Source organism: Pseudomonas sp. MF08817, from assembly GCF_059862705.1.
Genome location: NZ_JCBCUY010000001.1, coordinates 88,602 through 109,396, shown reverse-complemented (window position 1 = coordinate 109,396; position 20,795 = coordinate 88,602). Strand labels below are relative to the sequence as shown.

Genomic DNA, 20,795 nt, shown 5'->3' with positions numbered 1-20,795 from the left:
CGTGATGGCACGTTGCCGTAGAGAAACGCCACAGCGAGATTTGGCCGAGGGTGACGTTAACGTCACGGGAACAGTTTATCGGGCGGCCGTGAGGCTGTCTGATTGTTTCTGAATGTGAACAAAACCGGGCTTTTGCGGTGCCGCAAAGATCGCTATCGCGGGCGAGCCCGCTCCCACAGGCTGAAGTAAAACCTGTGGGAGCGGGCTTGCCCGCGATGCTTTTAGACGTATTGAATCAAGCCGTCTTGCCCGTGTGGTTATTGAGCGAGATGACCTTGGTCTTGCCGATGCGGTGGCGATAGATCTCGCGCAGGTACTTGATGGCCTTTTTCACGCAATCGCGCGAGAGGCGGATGTCGTTGATCGAAACGAACTTCTCTTTATCGTTGATGAGCTCGCGGTACTTTTTCTCGTACATCGGCTTGATCGCGTACCAGTTGGTGTCGAGGATCTTGGCCGGGTTCTCGAATTCGTTGAGCAGGTCGTCGATCAGGCTTTCGTTGAATTCGTCGTGGATGATGAAGTCCAGGATCGAGTTGTCCAGGGTTTCATCGAAGCGGTACGGGTTGCGCGCAAAGCAGCGCTTGATGAAGGCCACGATCAGGGTCAGGAAGTCGTCCGACAGGCACGGGCTCTTGGCGATCAGGGTGGTCAGCGACAGGTTGGCCGATGCGCCGATCACTAGGGCATAGCGCTTGAGCGTGGTGTTGGGGAACAGGCTGTTGAGGTGGGTCTTGAGCCGGTTCAGGTCCATGTAGGACAGCTTGTAGTCCTTGGGCAGGGACACGATCGACACCACCGAGGAGCAGTTCTTGAAGAAGTGCAGGTCGTGCAACGCGGCCGCGTCGTAGCCCGAGTTCTTGTACTGCTCAAGCGAGGCGCGGTAGCGCTTGGACTCGATGGGCAACAGGCTGATGCCTTCGATCGCCTGGGTCACCTTGTTGAAGTGGGGCAGGTCGATGGAGCGGAAGAACAGGTCATCGATGTTCAGGCGCTGCGGCTCTTTCTCGAATACCTTGAACTTGTCGCTCGACGGCGCCGGGGTTTCTGGCACCACGGATTCGGCGTAGGCGATGGCCACCGGGCCGGCCAGGCTCATGAACAGGTCGTTGGCGTCCAGGCGGATGGTTTCGCCAATGTCGATGCCGGCGCGACGGAAGTAGTTCTGGTCGTAATCGGTGGTCACGGCCTGGGCGGTGAGGATGTTGAAGATCTGCTGCGAAATGTACTGGTTGGCGTGTTTTTCCATGGCATTGACGTCAATGTTCTGGATGTTGCCGTCATCGCTTTCTTCGGCGTAGCGCATGATGTCGTTGGAGATCAGCATCATCGCGTTCCAGGGGCGGATACGGCCCATGACGCTGGCTTCGCTGCTGTCTTCGTTGGCGAAGTTGTACGAAAAATCCCATTCTTCCGAAAGGTACTTGCACAGCAAGCGACCGGCATTGATGTGCAACGCTTCAGACATTTCGCTGCGATGATCGGAAATGTTCGGCAGCACGCAGATGCCGCTGGTGAAGATCGGCTCGAACACGAAGGAGTGGCCGCTTTTGCTGTCGTGCTCGTCCACCGGTTTGGTGTCGAACGTCTTGTTCATGTACGAGTGCTGCTGCGCCAGGCCGAACTCCGAGGCCATGCCCGAGCCCGTACCGCCGCCCGCGCTGAAGATCGAGAAGTACAGGCGCGACTGGTTGGCCTTGATGCCGCAGGAGTCGATCAAGTACGAGTGGATCATTTTCCAGTCGGGGCTGGAGAAGCGCTGGGTGTCCTTGTTCAGGATGATCTTGGCCAGGTACTGGCCCAGGATCGGCGCGTTACCGGCGCCGCCGGCATGGACTTCGGACAGGTCCATGATTTTCATTTTGCTGTAATCGCGCAGGAAGCCGCTTTTCTCGCCCTTGCGCGAAAAACGGATGCGCCCGGCGATGTCTTTGTCCAAGTCGCCCAGCATCACCAGTGGCTCGACCAGGAACACCGGTTTGGTGGCCTTGTACGGGCCCAGGCGCAGGTTGTTGCGGATCCACTGCGCGGGGCTGTAGCCCTTGTCGAGGTTCTTTTTGTCCGCGTAGGGGCGGTCTTCGTTATTGAATTCGTTGAGGTAGAACTTGCGCGCGTTGTACACCAGCTCCGCGACGTCCAGCGCAATGTTGGAGCCGCACCGGCCCAGGCCGATCAGGCACACCGAGGGGAATTCCTGGTCGTTGTGCTGCTCGCTGTCGCCTTCCAGGTGCGGTGGGCGCGGGAACACCATGTCGCGCAGGCCGTCGAGGTTGTCGAGGATGCGGTCAGTGTTGGTTTCGGTGAAATACAGGTACTGCTGGGTGGCAAGCGGGCGCGAGCTGACCAATGGCTTCGAAGCCGAGGGTTTATCCGGTGTAGTCACTGTCAGTTCGGATATTTCGTTGGCAGGGTTGTTTTTAGAAGTCATTGTGCGCCACGTGCTTGGACTGGTCGGCCTGAAGACGAGATGTCATCGGGCCATCACGGATAGGATGTCGCGACTTTATAGTGCGATTTGCGCCGCAGCGATAGGGTTTAACCTTAGATTCGCTAGGGGAAATCCTTTTGTGAGTCATGTTGAATCGGCCGTTTACCGGCGTTCTTTAATCTTGTAGGAGCGATTTATGAATGCGGCGTTACCTTCATTGGCCTTCGCGGGCATTGGCCTGATGGGCTTGCCGATGTGCCGCCGGTTGCTGGCAGCGGGCTTCGCGCTAACGGTGTGGAACCGCAACCCGGATAAATGTGCGCCACTGGTGGCAGCGGGGGCGCGGCAAGTGGCCGCACCTGCGCAACTGTGCGAGCACGCAGACGTGGTGATGCTGTGCCTGGCCGACACCGCGGTGGTGCAGGAGGTGGTGTTTGGCCTTGAAGGCGTGGCGGTTGGCGCGAAAACGGGGCAGTTGCTGGTGGATTTTTCCAGCCTGGAACCCACCGCCACGCGGGAAATGGCCGCTCGGCTTGAGGCCGAAACAGGCATGGCGTGGCTGGATGCGCCGGTATCGGGTGGTACTGCGGGCGCCGAGGCGGGCACCTTGGCGATCATGGCTGGCGGCGAGGCCGCGGACCTGGCGCGGGTGCGGCCGATCCTCCTGCACCTGGGCCAGCGCATCACCCACATGGGCGCGGTGGGGGCCGGGCAGGTGACCAAGGCCTGCAATCAGATGATCGTGGCGTGCAATGCCTTGGTGATCGCCGAAGTGGTGGCGCTGGCCGAACGCTCCGGGGTGGATGCCAGCCTGCTGGCCGAGGCCCTGGCCGGCGGTTTTGCCGACTCGCGGCCGCTCCAGATCCTCGCCCCGCAAATGGCCGAGAGCCGTTTCGAGCCGGTGAAGTGGCACGTGCGCACGTTGCTCAAGGACCTGGATGGCGCGGTTAAGTTTTCCCGCGAGCAAGGTTCAGCCACGCCGCTCAGCGGATTGGCTGCCCAGTTGATGCGTTTGCACAGTGGTCAGGGGTTTCGGGAGCAAGATCCTTCGACCCTGGTCCATCTGTACCGCGCGCCGCGCTCAGCAGGCTGAGGGTGGCCGGTGGCCGGTAGCGCTGCTGGTTGATCTCGCGCAGCACCTGGGGCAGGTCAGCCAGGGCAAGGGGATGGCTGAACAGGTAACCCTGGGCGAAATCGCAGCCGTAGTAGCTGAGGAAGTCGTACTGCGCCTCGGTCTCCACGCCCTCGGTGACCACCTGCAAATGCAGGGTGTGGGCCATGACGATAATGGCCTGGACGATTTCCTTGTCCGGGGTGGAGTGGGGAATGTCCTGAATGAACGAACGGTCGATTTTCAGGGTGTTGAGCGGCAAACGCTTGAGATACGCCAGGGATGAATAACCGGTGCCGAAGTCATCGATCGACAACGACACCCCGAGGGCGCGAATGTGCCGCAGCAGGTTGAGGGTGTTGGTGATGTTGCCCATCAGCGCGTTTTCGGTGACCTCCAGTTCCAGGCGTGACGGCGCCACGTCGGCGGAGCGCAGGGCGGTGTCGATCTCGCCGGGCAGTTCTTCGCGGGTCAGGTTCAGGGCCGAGCAGTTCACCGCTACTTTCAGCTCCGGGTAGCCCTGGCGGGACAGGTGGGCGAGGTCACGGCACGCGGTGCGCAGCACCCAACTGTCGAGCTCGGCGATCAGGCCGTTGGTTTCGGCGATACCGATAAATCGTTCGGGCACTAGCAAGCCGTGGACCGGGTGCTGCCAGCGCACCAGGGCCTCAACCTTGCTCACCTGGCCGGTCTTGAGGTTGAAGATCGGCTGGTAATAGAGCACCAGGTCATGGTCGTCGCGCAGGGCGTTGCGCAATTCCTCTTCCAGTTGCAGTTCCAGGGTGGCTTTGGTTTTCATGCTGGAACTGAAGAAATGCAGGCTGTTGCGCCCCGTGCCCTTGGATTGGTACAGCGCCAGGTCGGCGTTTTTCAGCAGCTCTTCGCTGGTTTTACCGTCGTCGGGGAACATGCTGATGCCAATGCTGGTGGTCATGACCATGCGCCGCCCGGCCAGCTCGATAGGGTCCTTCATCTTTTGCATGATGCGCTGGGCCATGTGCTGGGCTTCGTCGCGCGCATGCACGCTGATAAGGATGCAGAATTCGTCGCCACCAAAGCGCGCCACCACGTCTTCATGGCTGCGGGTCGCGCTTTTGATATGGCAGGCCAGTACCTTGAGCAACGCGTCGCCGGCGTCGTGGCCGAGGCTGTCGTTGATGCGCTTGAAATGGTCGATATCGAGGAAGATCACCGCCAACATGCCGCCCAAGGTGGTTTTTTCGATGAGTTTCTCGGCGAAGATCTGATTGAAACCGCGGCGGTTTATCAGGTTGGTCAGGGCGTCGTAATGGGCTACATGCTGCAAGGACACCCGCGCCTGGTCCAGTTGGCTGAGCAAGGCGTTGACCCGACGCAGGTCGTGCTCCTTGCTTTGCAGTTTCTTGTCGGCCAGGGCCGCGCTGATGCTGCTGCCGATAATCAGCAGGGCAATCACGGCGATACTCAGGCCCAGTTGTGTGTGGTTGCTTTCGGCCGCCGGCAGTAGCGGCTGCTCGCCGGCCGGCAGCACCAGGCTCAGGGCCCACATGCCGGTCATGTGCATGCTCAGGATGCCCGCGCCCAGCACCAGGCTGGCGCCGTACTTGAGCAACTGGTGGAACATGCCGCTGCCGTTGCGCAGGTGCCGCGACAGCAGCAGGGCGGCGACACTGGCGCCGATTGCGATGAGGATCGACAGGCCAAACAGCAGCGGGTTGTAGTAGGGCGTGGCGTTGGAATGCAGGGCCGCCATGCCCACGTAATGCATGGTGGCGATGCCCAGGCCGATCCACACCGAGGCTTGCAGGTAGCGGCCCAGGCTCAACTGGGTGTGGCTGAGGGTGAGCATGGCCAGGTACGACGCGATCAAGGCGATCAGCAACGAGGCGAAAGTGATGGGCAGGGCGTAATGGATTTCGACCGGTGCCTGGAACGCCAGCATGCTGATGAAGTGGGTGGTCCAGATCCCGCCGGCCAGGCAAAGCGCCCCGACACAGCGCCAGAGGCTCTGGGACGCGGGTTTCTCCACATGGCTGAGGCGCTCGGCCATGTCCAGCACGGCGAAGCTGGCGGCGCATGCCACCACATACGCCAGAAGCAGCAGAAAGGGGTTGTGAGTGCAATCGAGAATGACTTGCCCGCTTTCCGGGAGCTGGGTAACGAATTGCAAACCAAGCCAATCCATAGCGTGTCCCGTTTGAGAGTCAGCCCGCGCCAGCGCGATCAATACTGGCCAATGGCTGGAGTATAGAAGGCCTTCTGACACTGCAAGCGGTAGTGGCATATTAGTGTCAATGATTTTGCGCTGGGCTCAAGATCGATTGGCAATAACCCCATTTGTCTTTGTAGCAAGCAGGCTCGCCCGCGCTCGGCCACGTAGCGGCCGCAAAAATCCATAGGGCTCCACACCGCCGGGGCGCGCTGCGCAGCCCAGCGCGGGCGCGCCCTCTTCTTACGCGAGGCCGGGCCATAGCGCGGTATCAGCTTTACGAATCATTACAGACAGCACCCGGCAGGCTGACTAGATTGCGGGTTCCGGGCTGCGGAGTTCATGGCAGTGCAGCCCCAATAACAACAAAAAAAAGAGACGCCCCCATGCAGAACTCGAAGCAAGCGTCGAATGCCTGGCGCATTCTGTTCCTGCTGTTCCTTGCGAACCTGTTCAACTTCTTCGACCGCACCATCCCGGCCATCATCATCGAGCCGATCCGGATGGAGTGGAGCCTGAGCGACTTCCAGATCGGCATCATCGGCACCGCTTTTACCATCGTCTACGCCATCGCCGGGCTACCGCTGGGGCGCATGGCCGACAACGGCTCGCGGGCCAAGTTGATGGGCTGGGGCCTGGCGGCCTGGAGCGGGCTGACGGCGGTCAATGGCCTGGTCGGCAGTTTCTGGACTTTCCTGCTGGTACGCATGGGCGTCGGCATCGGCGAAGCCAGCTACGCACCGGCGGCCAACTCGCTGATCGGCGACCTGTTTCCGGCCCATCGGCGGGCGCGGGCCATGGGTATTTTCATGCTGGGCTTGCCGTTGGGGCTGTTGCTGGCGTTTTTCACCATCGGCGCGATGGTCAAGGCATTCGATAGCTGGCGCGCGCCGTTCTTCATTGCCGCGGTGCCGGGCCTGCTGCTGGCGGTGTTCATGTTCTTCATCAAGGAACCCAAGCGCGGCGCGGCGGAAACCGTGCAAGTGTCCCAGGAGCGGGTCGAGCGCCCGGTGCGTCGCGTACTGGCGATCCCGACCTTTCTGTGGCTGGTGCTAGCAGGCCTGACCTTCAACTTCGCCACTTACGCCTGCAACTCGTTCATGGTGCCGATGCTGCAACGCTACTTCCTGCTGCCCTTGCAGGAAGCGGCGGTGGCCACCGGGGTGATTGTCGGCCTGACCGGCTTGGTGGGCCTGACGCTGGGTGGCTGGGTGGCCGACAAAATCCACCAACGGGTGGCCAACGGCCGCCTGCTGTTCGCCGCCGCGAGCATGGTGATCTCCACCCTGGCCACTGCTTGGGCGCTGCACGCCGGGCGCGTCGAGATCGGCGTCTTCGTCGCGGTGTTCAGCGTGGGCTGGCTGTTCGCCTACAACTTCTATACCTGCGTCTACACCGCGATCCAGGACGTGGTCGAGCCGCGCCTGCGGGCCACGGCCATGGCGCTGTTTTTTGCTGGCCTGTACCTGCTGGGCGGCGGCTTGGGCCCGGTGGTGGTGGGCGCGCTGTCGGACCACTTCGCCCACACCGCGATGCTGGCCGCTGGCGCTGAGCAAATGAGCGAAGCCTTCAAGGCCGTGGGCCTGCACGACGCCATGTACCTGATCCCGGGGGCACTGTTGCTGACCATGGTGTTTTTGGTGCTGGCCTCGCGCTGCTTTGTGCGCGACGCCCAACGCATGAAGGAGGGCATGAGCGCTGCGCCGGTGATGGGGGCGAGGGCGGTAACGGCTTGAGCACGCGGCGTGTCAGCCGCCAGTAATAAATGAAAAAGGCCCGCATCACTGCGGGCCTTTTATTTTTGCGCGGTACAGCGGTAGGGGTCAGCCTGCCACCAGCACCCGGATCGCTTCCAGGCGCAGGGCAGCCTTGTCGAGCATGGCCAGGCCTTGCTCGCGCAATTGGCGCAGGGCCACCAGCTCGCTGTCGCGCACGCTTGGGTTGACGGCTTGCAGCGCGGTCAGGCGTGCCAGTTCTTCGTCGGTATCGGCCGCCAGGCGACGTTGCGCCTCGGCGACGCGCTCGGCGTGGCGAGGGGTGATTTTCGCTTCGCCGGCGTTGATCCGTGGCGTCAACTGGTCGCGTTGGGCCTGGATGAACTTGTTGGCGCTGGCCCGTGGAACGCTTTCGAGTTGATCGTTCAGGGTCTCGAACGACACGCGCCCCGACAGGTCGTTGCCGTTGGTGTCCAGCAGGCAGCGCAGGGCCGCCGGTGGCAGGTAGCGGCCCAGCTGCAGGGCGCGCGGGGCGACCACTTCGCTGACGTAGAGCAGTTCCAGCAACACGGTGCCTGGCTTGAGCGCCTTGTTCTTGATGAGCGCGACGGCGGTGTTGCCCATCGAGCCGGACAGCACCAGGTCCATGCCGCCCTGCACCATGGGGTGTTCCCAGGTGATGAACTGCATGTCCTCGCGCGACAGCGCCTGGTTGCGGTCGTAGGTGATGGTCACGCCTTCGTCGTCGCCCAGGGGGAAGCTGGCGTCGAGCATTTTTTCGCTGGGCTTGAGGATCAGGGCGTTTTCCGAATGGTCTTCGCTGTCGATGCCGAAGGCGTCGAACAGGGTTTCCATGTAGATCGGCAGGGCGAACTGGTCGTCCTGCTCGAAAATCGCTTCCACCAGCGCCTCGCCTTCACCGGCGCCGCCGGAGTTGAGTTCCAGCAAGCGGTCGCGGCCGGTGTGCAGTTCGCTTTCCAGGGCTTCGCGAGCACCGCGGGCCTCGTCGATCAGCGCTTGCCACTGGCCATCATCGGCGTTTTCCAGCAGCGGCAGCAGGCGCGGGCCGAACTGATGCTGCAAGGCGTTGCCGGTAGGGCAGGTGTTGAGAAACGCGTTGAGGGCCTCGTGATACCACTGGAACAGGCGCTCTTGCGGGCTGGTTTCCAGGTACGGCACGTGCAGTTCGATGACGTGCTTCTGGCCGATCCGGTCGAGGCGGCCGATGCGTTGCTCCAGCAGGTCCGGGTGGGAAGGCAGGTCGAACAGCACCAAATGGTGGGCGAATTGGAAGTTGCGGCCTTCGCTGCCGATTTCCGAGCAGATCAGTACCTGGGCGCCGAATTCTTCATCCGCGAAGTAGGCGGCGGCGCGGTCGCGCTCCAGGATGTTCATGCCTTCGTGGAACACCGTGGCCGGAATCCCGGAACGCACACGCAGGGCGTCTTCCAGGTCCATGGCGGTTTCGGCGTGGGCGCAGATCACCAGGACTTTGGTGCGCTTGAGCATTTTCAGGGTGTCGATCAACCACTCCACGCGCGGGTCGAAGCGCCACCAGCGTTCTTCTTCGCTGGCGTCCGGCTGGGCCTGGAAGCTGACTTCCGGGTACAGCTCGGCGTGTTCGCCCAGGGGCAGTTCCAGGTATTCGTCAGGGCAGGGCAGCGGGTACGGGTGCAGTTTGCGCTGGGGGAAGCCCTGCACGGCGGCGCGGGTGTTACGGAATAGCACGCGGCCGGTGCCGTGGCGGTCGAGCAGCTCGCGCACCAGGCGGGCGCTGGCTTCGGTGTCACCGTCATTGACGGCGGTGAGCAGCGCTTCGCCCTCGTTGCCGAGGAAGTCATGGATGGTTTTGTGGGCGGCCGGGGAGAGGCGCCCCTGGTCCAGCAGCTCCTGCACGGCTTCGGCCACCGGGCGATAGTTCTCGCTTTCGGCGCGGAAGGCGTGGAGGTCGTGGAAGCGGTTCGGGTCCAGCAGGCGCAGGCGCGCGAAGTGGCTGTCCTGGCCCAGTTGCTCGGGGGTAGCGGTGAGCAGCAGGATGCCGGGGATGACTTCGGCCAGTTGCTCGACCAGTGCGTACTGCGGGCTGACCTGGTCTTCGTGCCACACCAGGTGGTGAGCTTCGTCGACCACCATCAGGTCCCAGCCGGCGGCGAACAGCGCGTCCTGGGCCTTCTCGTCGTCCACCAGCCATTCCAGGGCCACCAGGGCTAACTGAGTGTCCTCGAACGGGTTGCCGGCATCGCTTTCGATAAAGCGTTCTTCGTCGAACAGCGCCACTTGCAGGTTGAAGCGGCGGCGCATTTCCACCAGCCATTGGTGCTGCAGGTTCTCCGGCACCAGGATCAGCACGCGGCTGGCGCGGCCCGAGAGCAACTGGCGATGGATGACCAGGCCGGCCTCGATGGTTTTGCCCAGGCCCACTTCGTCGGCCAGCAGTACCCGTGGGGCGATTCGGTCGGCCACTTCACGGGCGATGTGCAATTGGTGCGCGATGGGTTGGGCGCGCACGCCCCCCAGGCCCCAGAGCGGCGACTGCAACTGGCGGCTGGTGTGTTCCAGGGTGTGGTAGCGCAGGGAGAACCACGCCAGCGGGTCGATCTGGCCGGCGAACAGACGGTCGCTGGCCAGGCGGAACTGGATGAAGTTCGACAGTTGGGTTTCCGGCAGGGTGACCACTTCGTTTTGCGCGTTGAGGCCGTGGTAGACCAGCAGCCCGTCGACATCATCGACTTCGCGCACGGTCATTTTCCAGCCTTCGAAATGAGTGACCGTATCGCCTGGGGAAAACCTCACGCGGGTGAGGGGCGCATTCCGTAGCGCATACTGGCGAGTGTCGCCAGTGGCCGGGTAGAGCACGGTCAGCAAGCGGCCGTCCTGTGCCAGAACGGTGCCTAGACCTAGCTCGGCTTCGCTGTCACTGATCCAGCGTTGCCCCGGTTGATACTGCTGCGCCATGCTACCTGACTCCCGCCATGAAAAAGCCGACTATTCTAGCGGAACGAGGCCTTGAGGCCAAAGGATTAGCGGCGTTTGGGCGTAGATAAGTCTTGTCGGGCCGTCGGCCCTTGCGGGTTGTTTGCAGCACATAAGGCACTTATCAGTGCCTATCCGGTCACAAGTTTGCGACCGGCGGCTCAAGTCGCCGACCGTGCAGCCGACAGCCTGCCCACAGGAGAACAACAATCATGCTGCCACCGATCTTGCCGTTGAGCGTCGTCCCCATCACCTCGCAACAGGACCCCGTGCGCGTCAAACCGGATATTCCGCCGGTTGTACCGGTGCAACCCGGCTCCAATGAAAGCACCATCGACCTGCAAAAACGCGATGCCGAACAGGCCGCCTTGCTCCTGCGTGAAGAACAGCAGCGCCGCCAGCAGCGCCAACAGCGCGAGCGCGAGGCCCAGCAAGACCCCGAGGAGCATTTGGCGATCCCGGGCGATGAACTCAACAGCGACAACACCGTGCCGGTGGCGCCCTTGATGGAAGAGCAACCGCGCCAAGGCCTGTGGGTGGACGTCGAGGTTTGATTTGCGCGCGCGGGCTCCTTACTCTGGCGCTTGCAACGCCCCTGAACCCGACTGCCAGGCGAGCCTCATGAGCCAAGACGACAACCTGATCGACCTCAATAGCGAACGCACCAAGCGTATCCATGACCTCAAGGAAAAACGCCTGAACGAAGTGCGCAACGCGTTCGAGCAGGCCATGCCGTTGGGCAAGGCGAAGAAAAAGCCGAAGAACAAACCGAAAAAACGCTGAAACCCCCCGTATTTGTTGATGCACGTCAGTTATTCCCCCTCCTTTGCGCGCTCTTGCGGGCGCCATTGATCCCGGTCAATTTTCTCCTCCCGCCGATTGGTTAACTTAGCTCCATCGCAACAAGGCGAGCGCAGGAGGCCAGTCATGTTTTTCGATAATGTGGTGATAGCCGGAGTGCTGACAGTCGGCCTCATGGTTCTGTTTTTTGCAGGGTTTGGATTCTTCATCTGGAAAGACGCAAATAAGCGCAAAAAGCCATAGGTCTTTTCAGTTACACGAGCACGCAAGGCATTTTGGGCAACTTCGGTTGCCCTTTTTTTTGCCCGCAAGAAAGTGCTGGTGGCGCCGACGACTATAAAAAAAGGTGCAACCCTTGCGGGTGCACCTTTTTTTGTCCTGCGCCTGGAATCAGCTGGCGAGGACTTTCGACGCTGCCCAGAACAAGCCGGCCGACAGGCCGACGGTGGCAGGCAGGGTCAGCACCCAGGCCAGCAGGATGGTTTTCACCGTGCCGCCTTGCAGGCCGCTTTTGTTGGCAACCATGGTGCCCGCCACGCCAGAAGACAGCACGTGGGTGGTCGATACCGGCAGGCTAAAGATGTTGGCCATGGCGATCATGCATGCCGTGGTGATCTGCGCCGACATGCCCTGGGCGTAGGTCATGCCCTGCTTGCCGATCTTCTCGCCGATGGTCAGCACCACGCGTTTCCAGCCGACCATGGTGCCTAGGCCCAGGGCCAGGGCGACGGCCAGGATGACCCAGAACGGCGCGTATTCGGTGGTGGCGGTCAAGTCCTTGCGCAGTTTGTCCAGATCGGACTTCTCACGCGCGGCCAGGCCAGGCAGCTTGCCCACTTTCTTCGCGGTGTCGTCCAGGCAGAGCAGATTGCGACGCACTTCGATGCGGCTCTCGGAAGACAGCGAATGGTAGTCAGAAACCCCCTTGAGGGTGCCGAGCAGGGCGGCGATGGTCGGTTCGGTCTGCTGCGGGTTGCAGCGGAACTTCTCCGGCAGGTCATCCTTGATGTTCTTGCCCAGGGCCAGGAACTCACCCAGCGAATCGCTGTTGCGCTGGTAGAACTGGCTCAGGTGCAAGGTGGCGTCGCGGGTCCGCTCGATCTGGTAAGTGGTGCTGTTCAGGTCGAGGACGAACTGCGCCGGCACGATGCCTATCAGCACCAGCATAATCAGGCCAATGCCTTTCTGGCCGTCGTTGGAACCGTGCACGAAGCTCACGGCCATGGCCGAAATCACCAATACCAGGCGATTCCAAAACGGCGGGTGTTTCTTGTCGTCGAGTTTGCGGCGCTGGTCCGGGGTTTTGTGCATCTTGGACAGTGGACGCCACCATTTCAGGCCGATCAGCACCAGGGCCGCGACCAGGAAACCGGCCATGGGCGAGAACACCAGGGACGCGCCGATATCGATGGCTTTCTGCCAATTGACGCCATCGGCCAGGGGAATGTCGTTGATTAACGCATTCGCCAGGCCCACACCGAGGATCGAACCGATCAGCGTGTGGGAACTGGAGGCCGGGATACCGAAGTACCAGGTGCCCAGGTTCCAGGTGATCGCCGCGGCGAGCAACGAGAACACCATGGCGAGCCCGTGTCCGGTGTTCACATTGATGAGCAGCTCCACCGGCAACAGGTGGACGATGGCATAGGCCACGCCCACGCCGCCGAGCAGCACGCCCAGAAAATTGAACACACCGGAAAAGAACACGGCCAGGTGGGGTGGCATGGCTTTGGTGTAGATAACAGTGGCAACCGCGTTAGCGGTGTCATGAAAGCCGTTGATGAACTCGAAGGCGAGGACAAAGGCCAGGGCGAGCAAGAGGCTCACAAGCACCCAAGCATCTAGTCCGCTGAATAAATCGATCATGAAGGTTTTCTGACCCGGTCGTAAGGGGGCGCGATTATGCCAGAAAACCCTGGTAATCGATGCACTAGCTGCTCATCGGTAACATTCTTCAACGAAATATTTTGTAGGACGATTTTGCCGCTCGGGTTTTCTCAGGGTGAAGCAAGGGTTTGATTTTATTGAGAATGCCATGAGCAGGCAGCGTCTTCGCGGTTGTGCCAAAGGGTTGAAAGCACTGTACGAAATTTCAGCAAGAAGGCTGCCCGTGACTTTCTACCTCACCCGCGGGGCTAATGAGGTGCCGCTCGCGTATGCCGTGCGGGGTGACGGTTGACCGCCCGGCCGCAGGTTTTGCCGGCGACGTGGGACGGGGTCAGGAATAGCAGCAGTTGCCGCTAGGGCTCGTCCGCCTTGAGTTCCTTTTCCATTTTTTCCAGTTCTTGGGTAAAAGCCTGATCGAGAATGCTGGCGCGTTTACGCCAAGGTTTGCGTTCCGGTTCAGGTTGGGCGGCGTAGGTGGTGACTTCCCCGCCGTAAACTTCCTTGTAACGTTGTTCCTGGCGCTCAAGTTCTGCGCGCAGTTCTTCTTTCGTCACAGTATTACCTTTATCAAGTTGAGATTAATTCTGGCGATACGCCAGCAACTCTGCCATCGGTCAAGTCGGGCGCGGCGCATTAGCGCTCCACCGCAGTACCCTCGGTTGGCCAGGCAGCATCCATGTTGCGCGGGGCACGGCACTCGATCAAAACCACTGCCGTGAGACAGTGTATTTACCAGCAACTGCAAATACCGGGGGAACTGAATAAGTGCCGACGGTGACAGCAGGTAGCGCCGGTGGAACGGTAGCTACCTGCGGGAGTTGGATCCGGAAACCTGAATAAATCCCGGCGCCAGTGGCTGGCATTATAGCGGCCGGGTTGAATAACACTATCACCAGAAGTTAAAAGTCTTCAACTTGTGCGTTGCGTCGATGTGCGCAAGTTCCAGCTTGAACATCTAATCACGCGTCAACTCTAAGGCCTTGGCGGTTGCGCGAAGATTAAAACTGCCTCGATTGCGCACGGTAGTACCCGGTAGGCTTGACCTTTAAATAACGCTGGGTAAATAGTCTGAGCCTGGCCCTGGATGAATTGCGATTATCGGTCGTTGGTTCGATAATCGCCCGGTTCTACCCCACCTGCCGTAGCTTTTCCTTCTATATATAAGAAGCGCCAGTGCCGCCATGGCCGAGGACCAGCAATGAACGATCAATTGCGCAATGCCTTCACTTGCGTGGCGCCACCCATCGTCGCCTCGCCGGCCAAGCGTATCCAGGCGCTGACCGGCGACCCGGATTTCATGACCTCCTTGGCCCGTGGCCTGGCCGTGGTTCAGGCCTTTCAGGAGCGCAAGCGTCACCTGACCATCGCCCAGATCAGCCACCGTACGGAAATTCCCCGCGCCGCCGTGCGCCGCTGCCTGCACACCCTGATTAAACTCGGCTACGCCACCACCGACGGCCGTACCTATTCGCTGTTGCCCAAAGTGCTGACCCTGGGCCACGCCTATCTGTCGTCCACGCCCCTGGCCGTGTCGGCCCAGCCGTACCTGGACCGCATGAGCGAGCAAATGCACGAGGCCTGCAACATGGCCACCCTGGAAGGCGAGGACATTCTCTACATCGCCCGTTCCGCCACCACCCAGCGCCTGATTTCCGTCGATCTGTCGGTGGGCGGGCGCCTGCCCGCCTACTGCACCTCCATGGGGCGGATTCTGTTGGCAGCCCTGGACGATGTGTCGCTGCGCGACTACCTCGACCACGCCGACCTGCAAGCCAAGACCCGCCGCACTCTGCACACCCCCCAGGCCTTGCTCGAATGCCTGCAGCAGGTGCGCCAGCAGGGCTGGTGCATCGTTGACCAGGAACTGGAGCAAGGCCTGCGTTCCATCGCCGTGCCGGTGTATGACGCTTCCGGCCAGGTGTTGGCGGCGCTGAACATCAGCACCCACGCCGGGCGGGTCAGCCGCGATGACCTGCAACAGCGCTTCCTCCCAGGCTTGCTGGAAGCGAGCCGCGACCTCAGCGCCCAACTGTTCGCCTGAGGTCGGCAGCAGACTTTGATAGCTAGACAACAATGCGTTCGATAATCGAACACTTAGTCGATTATCGGATTGTTTGGCATTTTTCCCCGGCTTAACCTTCAGGCATCGCGGCGCACCCTACGCGCCTTTGTGTCCATGTCGGTCAACCCCGGGAGCCCACTCCATGGCTGAAATCCTTTCGCTGCACGACGCGGTGAAGCAATTCGTCAATGACGGTGACACCGTCGCACTCGAAGGCTTCACTCACCTGATTCCTACGGCGGCGGGTCATGAAATCATTCGTCAGGGCAAGAAAGACCTGACGCTGGTACGCATGACGCCGGATCTGATCTACGACCAGTTGATCGGCGCCGGGTGCGCGCGCAAGTTGATTTTCTCCTGGGGTGGCAACCCCGGCGTCGGTTCCCTCCATCGCCTGCGCGATGCCGTGGAAAAACACTGGCCTCACGCCCTGGAAATCGAAGAACACAGCCACGCCGACCTGGCTAACGCCTACGTGGCTGGTGCCTCTGGCCTACCGTTCGCGGTACTGCGGGCCTACGCCGGTTCCGACTTGCCCAAGGTCAACCCGCTGATTAAGACCGTGACCTGCCCCTTCACTGGCGAAGTGTTGGCGGCAGTGCCGTCGGTGCGCCCCGACATCACCGTGATCCACGCCCAGAAAGCCGACCGCAAGGGCAACGTGCTGCTCTGGGGCATTCTCGGTGTGCAGAAGGAAGCGGCCCTGGCGGCCAAGCGCTGCATCGTTACCGTGGAAGAAATCGTTGATGACTTGAATGCGCCGATGAACGCCTGCGTATTGCCGACCTGGGCGCTGAGCGCGGTGTGCCACGTGCCGGGCGGCGCCCACCCGTCCTACGCCCACGGTTATACCCAACGCGATAACCGTTTCTACCAAGCGTGGGACCCTATCGCCCGCGACCGTGAGACTTTTACCGCGTGGATCAACGAATACATCCACGGCAGCGCTGACTTCAGCGAATTCCAGGCCAAACTGGCCGCCGCTTCGGAGGCTCACTAATGGCTTACTCCACCAATGAAATGATGACCGTCGCCGCTGCCCGTCGCCTGAAAAACGGCTCGGTGTGCTTCGTCGGCATCGGCTTGCCCTCCAAGGCTGCCAACCTCGCACGCCTGACCTCCTCGCCCGACGTGGTGCTGATCTACGAATCCGGCCCGATTGGCGCCAAACCCACGGTGCTGCCGTTGTCCATTGGTGACGGCGAACTGGCGGAAACCGCTGACACCGTCGTGCCGACCGGTGAGATTTTTCGCTATTGGTTGCAGGGCGGGCGCATTGACGTTGGTTTCCTCGGCGCCGCCCAGGTTGACCGCTTCGGCAACATCAACACCACGGTGGTGGGCGATTACCACCAGCCCAAGGTGCGCTTGCCGGGTGCCGGTGGTGCGCCGGAGATCGCCGGTTCGGCGAAGAGCGTACTGATTATCCTCAAGCAGTCCTCGCGCTCCTTTGTCGAGAAGCTCGACTTCATCACCTCGGTCGGCCACGGCGAAGGTGGCGATTCGCGCCAGCGCCTGGGCCTGCCGGGTGCCGGGCCGGTGGGGATCATCACTGACCTGTGCATCATGGAACCGGAGGCCGGCACCCACGAATTCGTCGTCACCGCGCTGCACCCGGGCGTGACCCGCGAGCAAGTGGTGGCCGCCACCGGTTGGCCGGTGCGGTTTGCCGAGCAGGTGGAACACACCGCCGCGCCCACCGAGGTGGAACTGACCGCCCTGCGCGACCTTGAAGCACGCACCGCCGTGGCCCATGGCCAGGCACCGGGAGAAGCCTGATGCGCGACGTTTTTATCTGCGATGCGATCCGCACCCCCATCGGCCGCTTCGGTGGCGGCCTGGCCGGCGTGCGCGCCGACGACCTGGCCGCCGTGCCGATCAAGGCGCTGCTTGAGCGCAACCCGTCGGTGGACTGGAGCGCGGTGGACGAGGTGTTCCTCGGTTGCGCCAACCAGGCCGGTGAGGACAACCGCAACGTGGCGCGCATGGCCCTGTTGCTGGCCGGCTTGCCTGAAACCATCCCGGGCGTGACCCTCAACCGCCTCTGTGCTTCGGGTATGGACGCCATCGGCACGGCGTTCCGCGCCATCGCCAGTGGCGAGATGGAGTTGGCGATTGCCGGCGGGGTGGAGTCCATGTCCCGCGCGCCGTTCGTCATGGGCAAGGCCGACGCCGCGTTCTCGCGCAACATGAAACTCGAAGACACCACCATCGGCTGGCGTTTCATCAACCCGTTGATGAAAGCCCAGTACGGTGTCGATGCGATGCCGCAAACCGCCGATAACGTGGCCGATGATTACGCGATCTCCCGCGCCGACCAGGACGCCTTTGCCCTGCGCAGCCAGCAACGCACCGCGGCGGCCCAGGCCCGGGGCTTTTTTGCCGAAGAAATCGTCGCCGTGCGCGTTGCCCATAAAAAGGGCGAAACGCTGGTCGAGCAGGACGAACACCCGCGCGGTGACACGACCCTGGACACCCTGGCCAAGCTCAAACCGGTCAACGGCCCGGACAAAACCGTCACCGCCGGCAACGCTTCGGGGGTCAATGACGGCGCGGCGGCGCTGATCCTGGCCTCGGCCGAAGCGGTGAAAAAGCACGGCTTGACCGCGCGCGCGCGGGTACTGGGCATGGCCAGCGCCGGTGTGGCGCCGCGGGTCATGGGTATCGGCCCGGTGCCAGCGGTGCGCAAACTGACCGAGCGCCTGGGCCTGGCGGTGAGTGATTTCGATGTGATCGAACTCAACGAAGCCTTCGCCAGCCAGGGCTTGGCAGTGTTGCGTGAGCTGGGCCTGGCCGACGACGCGCCTCAGGTCAACCCCAACGGCGGCGCCATCGCCCTCGGCCACCCACTGGGCATGAGCGGTGCGCGGTTGGTACTGACGGCACTGCACCAACTGGAACACAGCGGCGGCAAAAAAGCCCTGGCCACCATGTGCGTGGGCGTGGGGCAGGGGTTGGCGTTGGCGATCGAGCGGGTCTGAGCCAGGCCCCGTAGCGGCAATGGTGAAGCGTGTTGTGGGCGCAGGCTGGGTCCGGGCGGCGATCCGCCGATCGCGGTATGCCAGCCTCGATCAATGCTGCGATCAACCTTTTCACTCTGACCACACGCCCGAACGGTTGGGCGAGCAGCCACTCTGGGGGCTTAAATCCCTGGGGATGGAGAACAGCGTTTACTGGGACGTCACGGCGATGATGGCGGTGGCGTTCCTGTTCAGCTTGCGCTTGCCCACGCAAGCGGCGTATTTGCACCACGATCTTTGATTGACCACCACTCGCCGGTTCGGCGGGCGGTTCTTTTTGACTGTGCCTGGAAGGAGGCTGCTGTGGCTTTTGTTCAACTCGCCGAGGGCGAACTGCACTACCAACTCGATGGCCCGCAAGGTGCGCCCGTGCTGGTGTTGTCCAACTCCCTGGGCACCGACCTGCATATGTGGGACGCCCAGGTCCCGGCGTTCGCCGAGCATTTTCGCGTGCTGCGCCTCGACACCCGCGGCCATGGCCGGTCGCTGGTGACGCCCGGGCCCTACAGCATCGCGCAGTTGGGCGGCGATGTTCTGGCCTTGCTCGATGCCCTGGAGATCCGCCAGGCGCATTTCTGCGGCTTGTCCATGGGCGGCCTGATCGGCCAGTGGCTGGGCATCAATGCGGGTGAGCGGCTGGGCAAACTGGTGGTGTGCAACACGGCGGCGAAGATTGGCGAGCCATCGGTGTGGAACCCGCGCATCGAAACGGTACTGCGTGACGGCGCGGCGGCGATGGTGGCCCTGCGTGATGCGTCGATTGCCCGCTGGTTTACCGCCGATTTCGCCCAGGCCCACCCCGAACAGGCCGGCAAGATCACCGACATGCTCGCCGCCACCTCGCCGCAAGGCTACGCGGCCAACTGCGCGGCGGTGCGCGATGCCGATTTGCGTGAGCAACTGGGCGCCATCAAGGTGCCGACCCTGGTTATCAGCGGCAGCGAAGACGCCGTCACGCCACCTTCAGGCGGCCACTTTATCCAGGCCCGTGTGGCGGGCGCCGAATACGCCGAGTTCTACGCTGCGCACCTGTCCAACGTGCAGGCCGGTGCTGCGTTCAGTGAGCGGGTGCTGCAATTTCTGCTGGCGCCTTGATCGCCAGGCGTAAAAAAACCGGGCCTTGGGCCCGGTTCTTACGCGTGAAACCTAATCAGTTGACGCTGACGGTCGAACGCGGTGCTACAGGTTGGTTGTCGTTGGAGATGGTGACTTCCACACGACGGTTCATGGCGCGGCCCGAAACGCTGCTGTTTTCAGCAACCGGGTATTCCTTGCCATAACCCTGGGCCACGATGCGGGCCGGGTCGACACCCATTTTCACCAGGGCCATGCGCACCGAGTTGGCGCGACGCTCAGACAGCGACTGGTTGTACGCCGCGCTGCCGGTGCTGTCGGTGTAGCCTTCGACAATCACCTTGCGGTCCGGGTTTTCGGCCAGGAATTGCGCCAGTTTGTTGATGTTGACCAGGCCGCTGGATTTGAGCTCAGCCTTGTTGGTGGCAAACAGCACGTCGCCGAAGGTCACCAGGGTGCCGCGCTCGGTTTGCTTGGCGTTGAGGCTGTTCTGCAACTGCTTGATCTGCGCGTCACGGGCATCCAGGCGAGCCTGGGCGCGCTGGGCGGCGGAGTTCTTCAGGTTGGCTTCAGCGGTGCGCAGGTTGATGGTTTCCTTGGCAACCTCGACCCGTTGATTGGTCAGGTAGGCCAGTTGATCGACCTTGGCTTCATCTTCGCGGTCCTGGAAGGCTTTGTCGGCCTTGTCCAGCCATTCGCTGGCGTCCTTGGTTTCCAGGGCGGCGACTTTGCTCGCAGCCGGGTTGGCCTGCAGGGCGGAGTAGTTGGTGCGCGCCTGTTCCAGGTTGGCGTTGGGCTGCGTGGAGCACGCGGCCAAGCCAACGCTAAGGGCCAGAAGAGCTGGGATCATCAATTGTTTACGCATAATGGTTCGTCCTTTCTATCGATATAAGGGTGCAGGTTTCGCGTGGTGGATGCGGCGGCTTATTGCACGCTGCGCATGCCTTCCTGACGTAATTCCTGAACACCTTTCTGGGCATCCTGAACAGCGCGCTCAGCCTTGGCGGCCTGGGCTTTGCGCTCGGCGACGCGGGCGTCCCACTCGGCTTGTTCGGCCAGGCGCTTGGCTTCGTCGTACTTTTTGTCGTGCATGGCCAGTTCGGCCTGCTTGAGTTTGTCCTGGGCAGCTTTCATTTCCACGGCCGCGAACTCGGTGCCGCCAGCGGTGACTGCGCTGTTGACCGCAGACTGGGTGACGGCGTACTGCTCGCTCGGCGGGTTGCCAGCGCAACCGGCCAGAATGAAGGTGCTACCGATTGCCAGCGCGGCCAATTTGAGCCCGCGCAGATGGTTAAACGTGGTTTTGGCAGTGCTGGTCTTCATCGTCTTCAACTCCATTGGGTAACTCCTTAAAAACATCAAAAAATGCGTCCTGGACTGGTGCCGTCGCGGCAAATGGGCGAAGGGCTGCGGGCGTGAATTAAAACGACCGTTCCAGTCTTGGCGTACTGGCTGTGACCCGAGGCGTTTTTGAATAGTTCAGAGAAGATGGCCAATTGCCCGAAAATAAATTGATTGGGCACGCGAGGCTCTAGA

General features: G+C 61.9%; 18 protein-coding genes. 11 read left to right on the top strand and 7 right to left on the bottom strand.

Annotated features, from left to right (window positions below; translation table 11 throughout):
• Nucleotides 1-235 precede the first annotated feature (235 nt).
• Nucleotides 236-2,428, bottom strand: coding sequence for a hypothetical protein (locus AC19YR_RS00495; RefSeq protein ID WP_095108092.1), 2,193 nt, complete (start codon nt 2,426-2,428; stop codon nt 236-238).
• 196 nt (nt 2,429-2,624) lie between these two features.
• Here AC19YR_RS00495 and AC19YR_RS00490 point away from each other — a divergent pair, with 196 nt between their 5' ends.
• Nucleotides 2,625-3,521 (top strand): NAD(P)-dependent oxidoreductase, encoded by an 897-nt coding sequence (locus tag AC19YR_RS00490; RefSeq protein WP_500596735.1) that lies wholly within the window; start codon nt 2,625-2,627, stop codon nt 3,519-3,521.
• Here the strand turns inward: AC19YR_RS00490 and AC19YR_RS00485 are convergent.
• Nucleotides 3,412-5,703, bottom strand: coding sequence for a putative bifunctional diguanylate cyclase/phosphodiesterase (locus AC19YR_RS00485; protein WP_500596734.1), 2,292 nt, complete (start codon nt 5,701-5,703; stop codon nt 3,412-3,414). The two genes, AC19YR_RS00490 and AC19YR_RS00485, sit on opposite strands and share 110 nt — an antisense overlap.
• A 341-nt stretch (nt 5,704-6,044) precedes the next feature.
• On the opposite strand from AC19YR_RS00485, the gene AC19YR_RS00480 reads away from it, so the two are divergent.
• Nucleotides 6,045-7,463 carry a spinster family MFS transporter gene (locus AC19YR_RS00480; RefSeq protein WP_095108095.1) on the top strand — a complete coding sequence of 473 codons (1,419 nt, stop codon included), beginning with the start codon at nt 6,045-6,047 and terminating at the stop codon, nt 7,461-7,463.
• 87 nt (nt 7,464-7,550) lie between these two features.
• Here AC19YR_RS00480 and rapA read toward each other — a convergent pair whose 3' ends face one another.
• A complete protein-coding gene (gene rapA, locus AC19YR_RS00475) occupies nt 7,551-10,397 on the bottom strand; it encodes an RNA polymerase-associated protein RapA (RefSeq protein WP_500596732.1) in 2,847 nt (948 codons plus the stop codon).
• Between the two features lie 230 nt (nt 10,398-10,627).
• Between rapA and AC19YR_RS00470 the strand changes: the two genes are divergently transcribed.
• The 3 genes from AC19YR_RS00470 (at nt 10,628) to ccoM (ending at nt 11,459) form a co-directional block, all read left to right on the top strand.
• The gene (locus AC19YR_RS00470; protein WP_095108097.1) at nt 10,628-10,969 is read left to right on the top strand and encodes an aspartate-semialdehyde dehydrogenase; all 342 of its coding nucleotides are present in this window, start codon (nt 10,628-10,630) and stop codon (nt 10,967-10,969) included.
• A gap of 67 nt (nt 10,970-11,036) precedes the next feature.
• Nucleotides 11,037-11,198 (top strand): hypothetical protein, encoded by a 162-nt coding sequence (locus tag AC19YR_RS00465; RefSeq protein WP_095108098.1) that lies wholly within the window; start codon nt 11,037-11,039, stop codon nt 11,196-11,198.
• A 144-nt stretch (nt 11,199-11,342) separates the two neighbouring features.
• Nucleotides 11,343-11,459, top strand: coding sequence for a cytochrome c oxidase subunit CcoM (gene ccoM, locus AC19YR_RS00460; protein ID WP_015634423.1), 117 nt, complete (start codon nt 11,343-11,345; stop codon nt 11,457-11,459).
• Nucleotides 11,460-11,606: 147 nt separating this feature from the next.
• On the opposite strand, the gene AC19YR_RS00455 is transcribed toward ccoM, so the two are convergent.
• Together AC19YR_RS00455 and AC19YR_RS00450 are read right to left on the bottom strand one after the other, a co-directional pair.
• Entirely contained in the window at nt 11,607-13,082 is a 1,476-nt protein-coding gene (locus tag AC19YR_RS00455) for an inorganic phosphate transporter (RefSeq protein WP_095108099.1), read from the bottom strand.
• A gap of 374 nt (nt 13,083-13,456) precedes the next feature.
• Nucleotides 13,457-13,657, bottom strand: a complete 201-nt coding sequence (locus AC19YR_RS00450; protein WP_095108100.1) for a hypothetical protein — start codon at nt 13,655-13,657, stop codon at nt 13,457-13,459.
• A gap of 644 nt (nt 13,658-14,301) precedes the next feature.
• On the opposite strand from AC19YR_RS00450, the gene pcaR reads away from it, so the two are divergent.
• The 6 genes from pcaR to pcaD all read left to right on the top strand — a co-directional run bounded on the left by pcaR (nt 14,302) and on the right by pcaD (nt 19,280).
• Nucleotides 14,302-15,144, top strand: a complete 843-nt coding sequence (gene pcaR / locus AC19YR_RS00445) for a pca regulon transcriptional regulator PcaR (protein ID WP_095108101.1) — start codon at nt 14,302-14,304, stop codon at nt 15,142-15,144.
• Nucleotides 15,145-15,307: 163 nt separating this feature from the next.
• Nucleotides 15,308-16,165 carry a CoA transferase subunit A gene (locus AC19YR_RS00440; RefSeq protein WP_500596730.1) on the top strand — a complete coding sequence of 286 codons (858 nt, stop codon included), beginning with the start codon at nt 15,308-15,310 and terminating at the stop codon, nt 16,163-16,165.
• Complete coding sequence (locus AC19YR_RS00435) at nt 16,165-16,944, top strand: CoA-transferase subunit beta (RefSeq protein ID WP_095108103.1); 780 nt, start codon at nt 16,165-16,167, stop codon at nt 16,942-16,944. Before AC19YR_RS00440 ends, AC19YR_RS00435 begins: the two co-directional genes overlap by 1 nt.
• Nucleotides 16,941-18,146: a 3-oxoadipyl-CoA thiolase gene (pcaF, locus tag AC19YR_RS00430; RefSeq protein ID WP_500596861.1), complete on the top strand. Its 1,206-nt coding sequence runs from the start codon at nt 16,941-16,943 to the stop codon at nt 18,144-18,146. The genes AC19YR_RS00435 and pcaF overlap by 4 nt, the downstream gene beginning before the upstream one ends.
• Before the next feature lie 19 nt (nt 18,147-18,165).
• Nucleotides 18,166-18,426: a hypothetical protein gene (locus AC19YR_RS00425; protein ID WP_500596866.1), complete on the top strand. Its 261-nt coding sequence runs from the start codon at nt 18,166-18,168 to the stop codon at nt 18,424-18,426.
• A gap of 62 nt (nt 18,427-18,488) precedes the next feature.
• Nucleotides 18,489-19,280 carry a 3-oxoadipate enol-lactonase gene (gene pcaD, locus AC19YR_RS00420; protein ID WP_095108106.1) on the top strand — a complete coding sequence of 264 codons (792 nt, stop codon included), beginning with the start codon at nt 18,489-18,491 and terminating at the stop codon, nt 19,278-19,280.
• 55 nt (nt 19,281-19,335) lie between these two features.
• On the opposite strand, the gene lptF is transcribed toward pcaD, so the two are convergent.
• Both lptF and AC19YR_RS00410 read right to left on the bottom strand, forming a co-directional pair.
• Nucleotides 19,336-20,124 (bottom strand): lipotoxin F family OmpA-related lipoprotein LptF, encoded by a 789-nt coding sequence (gene lptF / locus AC19YR_RS00415; RefSeq protein WP_095108107.1) that lies wholly within the window; start codon nt 20,122-20,124, stop codon nt 19,336-19,338.
• A gap of 59 nt (nt 20,125-20,183) precedes the next feature.
• Complete coding sequence (locus tag AC19YR_RS00410; protein ID WP_095108108.1) at nt 20,184-20,597, bottom strand: DUF4398 domain-containing protein; 414 nt, start codon at nt 20,595-20,597, stop codon at nt 20,184-20,186.
• Between the last annotated feature and the right edge of the window lie 198 nt (nt 20,598-20,795).